The organism is Streptomyces sp. E2N166, assembly GCF_003671715.1.
In the GTDB taxonomy this organism is placed as follows: Bacteria; Actinomycetota; Actinomycetes; order Streptomycetales; family Streptomycetaceae; genus Streptomyces; species Streptomyces thinghirensis.
In genome coordinates this window covers 1,479,053-1,485,341 of sequence record NZ_RAIF01000006.1, presented here as the reverse complement: position 1 = coordinate 1,485,341, position 6,289 = coordinate 1,479,053, and the positions used below count along the sequence as shown (strand labels likewise).

Sequence of the window (6,289 nt, the reverse complement as noted above, 5' to 3'; positions counted from 1 at the left end):
GTTCCGGACGGGCCGCGACGGTCGGGGCGTGAGCGCCGGCCGGCACCGTGTCCGGGGGCGGCGCGCCGCCCCCGGCGCCCAGGATCCGCAGCTCCCGCTCGGCGCGCTCGGCCGGGAGCCGTTCCGCCGGGTCCTTGCGCAGCAGGCCCTCGATGACGGGCGCGAGCGCACCGGCCCGGTGCGGCGGCGGCAACTCCTCGTCGACGATCGCCCGCAGGGTGCTCAGCGGGGTGTCCTGACGGAAGGGCGAGGCGCCCTCGACCGCCGCGTAGAGCAGCACGCCCAGCGACCAGAGGTCGGACTCGGGACCGGGCGTGCGGCCCAGCGCCCGTTCCGGAGCGAGGAACTCGGGCGACCCGATGACCTCGCCGGTCATGGTCAGCGCCGAACTCCCCTCGACCATGGCGATCCCGAAGTCGGTGAGCACCACCCGGCCGTCGTTCGACAGCAGCACGTTGGCCGGTTTCACGTCCCGGTGCAGCACCCCCGCCCCGTGCGCGGCCCGCAGCGCGGCCAGCACCTCGGCACCGATCCGTGCGGCCCTCGGCGGTTCCAGCGGGCCCTCGGCCTCCAGCAGGTCGGCCAGCGACAGCCCGCGGACCAGCTCCATCACGATCCAGGGCCGGCCGCCGTCGGTGGCCACGTCGTACACCGTGACCACGTTGTGGTGGGCGACCCGGGCGGCGGCCCACGCCTCGCGCTCCAGCCGCGTGTACATCCGGCGCACATCGGTCTCCGGCAGCCCGGCGGGGGCGCGCACCTCCTTGACGGCGACCTCGCGGTGCAGCACCTCGTCGCGGGCGCGCCACACCGTGCCCATGCCGCCCTCGCCGAGGGGGGACAGGAGGCGGTAGCGGCCGTCGATCACGCGCTCACCGCCGGGTTCTCCGGACACCGGCGCCCCCTATGAGTCTCGCGCGGACATTCCCCGGAACGGGCCCGGATCACTCCCGCATACATCCCAAAAGTAGCTCAGCCGAGGGCGGATGCGGCCCCCCTGAACACCAATCCGGCCCCTAGGACCACCACCACGAACGCCGACCCGAGAGGAGTGGCCCGGCGCACCAGCCCGGCCAGCGGGCCCGACGTCCACCGGGGACGCCGGCGCAGCAGGCGGCCCGCGCCGCCGCCGAGCCGCACGACCGCGACGCCGGCCGCGGTGAGGGTGAGGGCGAGCCCGACGCCGTACGCGAGCACGAGGAGGAGGCCGAACCAGGCCTGGCCGAGGGCCGCCGCGCCGACGAGCACCACCACGGCGGACGGACTGGGCACGAGTCCGCCGGCGAGTCCGAGGAGGACCGTGCCGCGGAGAGTGGGGGAGGCGGGGTGGGTGTGGGTGCGGGAGCCGTGACTGTGGCTGTGGTCGTGGTCGTGGTCGTGGTCGTGACTGTGACCGTGGTCGTGGTCGTGGTCGTCGCCATGGTCGTGACGGTGACGGTGGTCTTGGCGGTGGCGGTCGGAATCGGCGGGCGCGTGTCCCCGGTTGCGAAGTGCCCGGCGCACGAGGCTCGCGCCCGCCAGGGTCACCAGGACACCGCTGGCGATGCCGAGCCAGGCGACGACCGAGGGCGCGGCCGCCGAGCCCGCGGTGACCAGGAGCCCGAGGGCGACCACGCCCAGGGTGTGCGTGACCGTCACCGAGGCGGCCATCGGCAGGACGTCCTTCAGCCGGGCGCCGCCTCCCCGGGCGGCGGCCGTCGCGGCCATCAGCGTCTTGCCGTGGCCCGGCGCGAGCGCGTGCATCGCGCCCAGGGCGACCGCGATGACGAGGGCGAGGCCGGCGAAGCCGAGCGTCAGGTCGTGCCGGGCGACCAGGGAGTCCAGGGCGCGGGTCCAGCGGTCGGCACCCCGGGGCAGGACGGAGGCGGCGGGGGCGTCCTGCCGGTCCCGGTCCAGGGCGGGCCCGCCCGGCCGGACGCGCAGGGAGGCGCTCGCGGTGTCGGCCGGGGAGGAGAGCAACTCCTCGGGGTAACGGGTCAGTTCGCGCGAGACCGATGCCGTCGGCACGTCCGACGCGGTGAGCGTCATACGGTCGCCGCGCGCGGTGACCTCGCGCCAGCCGGGACCGGACGAGGCACCGGCGGCCCGGAAACCGACGGTCGTCTCGGCGGCCTCGGGCAGCGGCGCGGTGAGCCGGCATTCCAGGCGCAGGGTGTCGAGCCCGGCCTGACCGGGCCGCACGCGCGCGTGGCCGCGCTGCGCGGTGAGGCCGACCGCACGGCCGTCGACGGTGAGCCCGCTGTCCCGGGCGGCCTTCGCACAGCGCTGCCGGGCCCACTCCGCGATGCCGAGCCGTTCGACGTCGGGACCGGCCTGGGTGGCCGGGATCTCCGCGAGGTCCTCGACGTGGTCGACGCGCAGCTCGCCGGGGGCGAAGACCAGACCGTCGTAGCGGTTGACGGTGAAGTTGCCGAGCGGGTGCGCGCTCGCGCCGGCCGAGGGGAGCAGGGCGAGGGCGCAGGCCGCGGTGAGGACGGCGGCGCCGCGCGCCAGGAGACGGCGGGGGCGGCGGGAGCGGTCGGGGCTCAACGGGCAGCCTCCAGGTCCTTGAGCGCCGTACGGGCCTCGCGCGCGCCGAGGGGCGAGAAGCCCGGGTTCAGTTCCAGCGCCGCCGTCAGATGGCGGCGGGCGTCCCCGTCCCGCCCCACCGCACGCTCGATGACGCCCAGGTGGTGGAGGAACGCGGCGTTGCGGTAACCCGTGGCCGTGGCCCGGCGGGCGTACGGCAACGCCTCCGCGTCGCGGCCGCTCACGTGCAGCGCCCAGGCGAGGGCGTCCGCGGTGTGCACGGTGCGGCGGCGGTCCCACTCCGCGCGGGCCGCGCGCAGGGCCGCGTCCTTGTCGCCGTGGTCGGCGGCGGCGAGGGCCGTGTCCAGGTCGACGTTGACGCCGCCGGACCGGGCGAGCGCCGTCCAGGCGTCGACGAGGGCGTACTGCTCGCGGGCCTTCGCCTTCTCGCCCCCCGCCTCGTACAGCTCGCCGAGCGCGACGAGCGGGCCGGGCAGCGGGGAGCGGGCGACGACGGCCTCCAGGTCCCGGACCGCACCGGCCCGGTCGCCGCTCGCGGCCTTCGCCCGGGCGCGGCCCTCCAGGGCGGGCAGGTGGGTGTCGTCGGCGGCGAGGGCACGGGCGTAGTGGCCGAGGGCGGCCGGGTGGTCCCCCTGACTCCAGGCGAGCCGGCCCAGCTGGGTGGCGACGTACGCCACGTCGGCGGGCGCCGAGGCACCCGCGAGGGCCTGCTCCAGCACCCGCCGTGCGGTGTCCACCTCGCCGCGCAGCTCCCGGACGTACGCGTACCGCGTGAAGACCGGGATGCCCGGCCGCCGGGTGTCGGCGGTGTCGGCGGCACGTGCCGCGTCGTCGTAGCGGCCGAGTTCGACGAGGGCGTCGATACGGGAGCACAGGGCGCGTTCGTTGTAGGGGTTCGACTTCAGAGCACGGTCGGCGTACGCCAGCGCGTCCGCGAAGTCGTGCCGGGCGGCGGCGAGGGCGGCGCGGCCGGCGAGGGCCTGGTCGTTGCCGGGTCTCAGGTCCAGGGAGCGCTTGAGGGCCTTCTCGGCCCGCGGGTAGCGGGAGGGGTCGCCGTCGGTGCGGGCCTGTTCGACGTAGGCCAGCCCGAGGGTGGCCCAGCCGCCGAAGTCCCGCGGCTGGGAACGGAGCCGGGCCTGCAGGGCCGGGACACCCGCGTCCGGGCCGACGCCGTTCGGCATCCCCGGCCCGCCCCGCGGCATACCGGCCGCCACGACGCCCCGGTCTTCCCGTACTCCGTCGACCGCGACGGCCCCCGCGGTCAGCGCCACGGCCAGTAGCGCGGCACACCCGACGGAGCGCGAGCCCCGCCAACGCCGCCCGGCCGCGGCGAAGCGCCGCATGGCGGCCAGGCGGCGACCGGCGCCGGTGACTCCGGCTTCGGCGTCTCCCGTCCCGGACGGGGGGACGGGCGCCTCGGCCGTTTCACTGTCCGGTTCGCTGTCGTTGCTGTGCGGGGCCATGCCTCTCCTCAAGCGATCAAGCGGTCAAGCGGTGCGAGCGACGTACGGAAGACGGGAGACGGGAGCGGGGAACGTGCGGCGGCGCGGCCCGCCGTGGGGGAGGGGAAGGGAGCGGACCGCGCCGGTCGGTGGGGCCGGTCAGTAGGCCCGGCCTCGCATGCGGCGCCACCAGGTCAGGGCGCCGCCGATCAGCAGGATGCCGACGGCCCCGGCGCCCGCGGAGGCGGCGATGAGGGTCGTGTCGTCGGTGCCGGCCGGCCGCAGCGCGTCGCCCAGCTGGTTGCGCACGTCGTTGCCCTCGCCGGTGCCGTCGGCGAGCGGGCCGCGTGAACCCTCCGTCGGGTTCGCCACGTACGGGAAGGCCTTCCCGAACTCCTTGTCGTTGGCGTCGACCGCGTCGCCCAGGTCGTTCGCGGCGCCGACCAGCTCGCCCTCGACCACCTGGAGCGCGGCGTCGATCACGTCGTCGGTCAGCCGGCGCCCGTTGGGGAAGCCCGCGTTGTCGCCGTCGAGAACGCCGAGGCGCTTCGGCTCGGCGGACGGTGCGATCGAGGTGTTGAGGCGCAGTTGTTCCGAGGGCGTGACATGGGGCGGCTGGTTGAGGTCCTTGACGCCCTTGAGGAACACGTCGACGAGGTCGTCGCGCGGCTCGGCGGGCGCCTCGATCTTGTAGATCGCCTCGATGAGCTTCGGCAGCTCCGGGTTGGTCACGTTCGGCAGGAACTGCGCGTCGTCGGCCGGCACGGACGCGTTGAACGTGTCCTTGTCCTTCAGCGGGTTGACGACCTCGTTCACCAGCGGGTTGCCGAGCCGCGACACCTGAGTGAACTCCCCCTGCGCGTTCTTGCGTTGCGTCGTCGACCAGACGCCCACCACCGGCTGCCCGGCCGACTCCACGACCATGTCGGTGGGGACCTGGAGCGCGATCGAGTTGACGTTGTAGCCCTTGAGGGTGTCGTTGCCGACCTCGGACAGGTTCCCGCCGTACAGCAGGTCGAAGACGCGCAGGTCCAGGAAGAACGGGTCGTCGGCCTGTCCGGCGAACGTCTGCGCCCCGCCCGCCAGCTCGTGGACCGCCTGGTCGCGCAGCGCGCCGTAGTCCGGCATCGACGCCTTGCCGACGTTCGACGGCGCCACCGGCACCTCGTGGGCGATCGTCGTCCGGGAGGACTCCTTGCCTTCGTGGAGTTTGATCAGGTCGATGTCGTAGGTCTGGGTGATGTTGAGATCCGGGTCGTCGAGACTGGTGACGGGGCCCGTGTTGTAGAGGAACGTCTTGTCGTTCTTCGTGTGCGTGGTGAACGTGTACCGGAACACCAGATCGCCCAGCGCGTCGCCGTTGTTGTCGACGTGCAGGTCGTACTGGGCGTCCTCCGCGAAGGTGAAGAAGTTCGGCCCGCCGGCCGGTTCCTCGAACGGGATCCAGTTCGCGACGAGCGTCGTGGTGTCCGGCCGGTCCGGGCTCACGAAGGCGTACAGGTCCGTGTTGTCGTACTGCGGGGTCCCCGATATCAGCGGGGCCTCCCGGTGACTGGAGGCGGACGCCGCCCCAGGTTCCAGCGCGGTCACGCCGGCGGCCGCGAGACCTCCGGCGGCCAGCGCGCCGCAGACCAGCGTGGCCACGCCCCGGCGGCGCCCCGCGCCACCGCTTCCGGAGATAGGTGTCATGCCGTCCGTCCTCTGTGCCGATGAGCCGACTTCCCTGACGCACCGGCATTCGGAGCGCTCCCCGACCCGGATTGGTGGGCCCCGGAAAGAGCCCGGAAAGTACCGGAATGCAGCCGGATGGGCCCGGGACGAGCCCGGAATCCGGTTCCGTGGCCAACCCGTGCCCGTCCGAGCCGCGTTTTCCGTCCGCCGATCCGTAACTCCTGCGGAGGGCGCGCAAGCCGCGCGCGCCCGGTGGTGACGCGGACGGGCCGGGCGCGGCCCGCGGGGAAAGGGGGACCGGGTGGAGGCGGACGAGCTGTTGTTGCTCGTGGCGGACGGCGATCAGAAGGCCTTCGAGGAGCTGTACGGGCTGGTCTCCGGACCGGTGTTCGGACTCGTACGGCGCGTGGTGCGCGACCCCGCCCAGTCGGAGGAGGTGGCGCAGGAGGTGCTGCTCGAACTCTGGCGGTCCGCCGCCCGGTTCGACCCGCGCCGGGGAAGCGCCCTGTCCTGGATCCTCACCGTCGCCCACCGCCGCGCCGTCGACCGGGTGCGCAGCGCCCGCGCGGCCGGCGAACGCGAGCAGCGCGAGGCCCGCCGCGCCCACCACCCCGCCTTCGACCAGGTCTCCGAGGAGGTCGAGGCGG

General features: G+C 74.8%; 5 protein-coding genes. 1 reads left to right on the top strand and 4 read right to left on the bottom strand.

Annotated features, from left to right (window positions below; all coding sequences use genetic code 11):
• The 4 genes from EBH09_RS07210 to EBH09_RS07195 form a co-directional block, all read right to left on the bottom strand.
• A partial coding sequence (locus EBH09_RS07210) for a serine/threonine-protein kinase (RefSeq protein WP_153182618.1) occupies window positions 1-895 on the bottom strand: 895 nt, incomplete at its 3' end.
• A 77-nt stretch (window positions 896-972) separates the two neighbouring features.
• Window positions 973-2,529 (bottom strand): sulfite exporter TauE/SafE family protein, encoded by a 1,557-nt coding sequence (locus EBH09_RS07205; protein WP_121746090.1) that lies wholly within the window; start codon window positions 2,527-2,529, stop codon window positions 973-975.
• Window positions 2,526-3,992, bottom strand: a complete 1,467-nt coding sequence (locus EBH09_RS07200) for a tetratricopeptide repeat protein (RefSeq protein ID WP_121746089.1) — start codon at window positions 3,990-3,992, stop codon at window positions 2,526-2,528. Before EBH09_RS07200 ends, EBH09_RS07205 begins: the two co-directional genes overlap by 4 nt.
• A gap of 138 nt (window positions 3,993-4,130) precedes the next feature.
• Window positions 4,131-5,660, bottom strand: coding sequence for a DUF4331 domain-containing protein (locus tag EBH09_RS07195; protein ID WP_121746088.1), 1,530 nt, complete (start codon window positions 5,658-5,660; stop codon window positions 4,131-4,133).
• A 283-nt stretch (window positions 5,661-5,943) separates the two neighbouring features.
• On the opposite strand from EBH09_RS07195, the gene EBH09_RS07190 reads away from it, so the two are divergent.
• Window positions 5,944-6,289, top strand: a 346-nt coding sequence (locus tag EBH09_RS07190) for a sigma factor (RefSeq protein ID WP_274595124.1), incomplete at its 3' end; no start/stop codon positions are given.

Excerpts from the sequence above, each read along its gene's own strand:
- EBH09_RS07200 (WP_121746089.1), bottom strand. The coding sequence starts at position 3,992 with ATGGCCCCGCACAGCAACGACAGCGAACCGGACAGTGAAACGGCCGAG.
- EBH09_RS07195 (WP_121746088.1), bottom strand. The coding sequence starts at position 5,660 with ATGACACCTATCTCCGGAAGCGGTGGCGCGGGGCGCCGCCGGGGCGTG.